Origin of the sequence: Rhodopirellula maiorica SM1 (assembly GCF_000346295.1) — a bacterium.
Taxonomy (GTDB): Bacteria; Planctomycetota; Planctomycetia; order Pirellulales; family Pirellulaceae; genus Novipirellula; species Novipirellula maiorica.
In genome coordinates, this window is sequence record NZ_ANOG01000849.1 from 1 (window position 1) to 1,621 (window position 1,621).

General features: G+C 55.4%; 2 protein-coding genes. Both read right to left on the reverse strand.

The genetic code is table 11. The annotated features are described in order from the left end of the window. Positions 1 to 206 precede the first annotated feature (206 nt). Positions 207 to 1,400, reverse strand: coding sequence for a DUF2786 domain-containing protein (locus tag RMSM_RS27290; RefSeq protein WP_008704603.1), 1,194 nt, complete (start codon positions 1,398 to 1,400; stop codon positions 207 to 209). A gap of 7 nt (positions 1,401 to 1,407) precedes the next feature. Then, positions 1,408 to 1,621: hypothetical protein (locus tag RMSM_RS41390; RefSeq protein WP_040769592.1), on the reverse strand; the 214-nt coding region annotated here is incomplete at its 5' end.

The following is a 1,621-nucleotide window of genomic DNA, read 5'->3' on the forward strand; positions in this document are numbered from 1 at the left end:
GTTTGTCTTGAGCAGCTAGGCAGGAGTTTTTCGGTAGGTTAGCCGTTTTTGCTGCTAGCCACGGTTCCCATGCTCAACCGGGGCTAGCGCCCAAACGGCTAACGGGATTTCACCTAATCATTCCTGTCGACCTGCTTATTATCAAGCGTATCTACCGATTTGCCAGGGTGGAATCCCCCATTCGAACTAAGGTGAGGTAGCATCCGCTACGAGAAACCGATCCGTTTGCGACCATTCTCAGCGGTAACGTCGTGTTTGGCGCCGTGTCGTTTGCCACGATCCGCCGCAGCGGGATCGTGTTGGTTTCGACCGCTGCCGTGTGTTGTCACGATCGATACACCGCATTCGAGTCGGAGCCATTTTCGGGCGGCATCCTGGACCGCCATGGTGCGTGCATGTACCAAGGCGGTTTCGCTAACCACATCGCTCGGCTGGGTGGTGTTACTATCATCGGGCGAATTATGGCGTGGCAGACCGCGAACGTAACCTTCGGCATACGATGCACCACTGCCACGCGAATGGCCGCGGTATTGCAGTTGGGCGGCCGTTGCAATGGTGAGCAGCAGTTCGCGAAACAACGTGATACAGTTCTCGACGTCTTCGACCGGCCCGTAGAACCAGAACAACGTCCGGTTGCCTTTGACGCCGAAGTACCAACCGGTCATCGGAAAGATTTCTTTGACGAGGTAAGCCGCCAACCATTTTTCCCAGGCACACGCACGGCGTCCGTTCACCGGGCATGCTCGGCGGGTGAAACAGACGCTTTCGACGTTGTCATCGTCGTGGATGTCCTCTCGCGACAAGTTGTGTCGCAACATCAAATTCTGCATCATCCGCAGCGCGTTGCGTTTCTCGCCTTCGGTGCTGGCGTGATTGTTCGCCGTGCTATCGAGCGCGCGAAGTCGGTGCAGGATCTTGTCGAATTCCTTTTGCGTTGTCACCTGCTCGGCATTTTGTGACGATCCCGGGGCAGGGCGGGGCAGGGTGGTTTCGCTCGCAACCGCCTCACACGTCCAGTAACCTGCGATTTGATAATCCGGCTCATCGCTGGGGTTCCACGTATCGTGGATCACGTGATCGATCACGGTACAGAAATGGCCGTGACGCCAGCGATCCGGCATCTCCAAATGCACCACCACGATTCCCTTGGGAATCACGCTAGCAGCAAATTTTTGTCCTCGTCCCGGTGTGTATTGCCAACGAAGTTGTTTCAAATACGCGTCGCTGTGGTGAGTGCTAACCCCGTTGCGAGGCGACTTGTTGGAGACTTCACCGAGGTCGCGATAGACATCACGATAACTTGTGCCGGTCGCGATCGCGATCGATCGCGTGACGCAGTCGCCGGTCAGTCCCACAAAGCCTGATGCGGCTCGCCCGCCGTCGTTCCAGATAAACTCCATCACTCACCTAATCGCGTGTCCACGGAATCGAATTTGTATCGAAAAAATCGGTTACGGCTTTTTCAATCGCGTCGTCTCGGAAACGTTGCCAGTCGTCTGTGATTCCAAAATGATCGACCAGTTCTCGAAACGATTGTAGTTGACCACCATCGTCGATCGACTCGAGCAATTGGTAGCGATATTTGGCGTTCTCGTGCAGATCGCAAAAGTCTTCCATGATC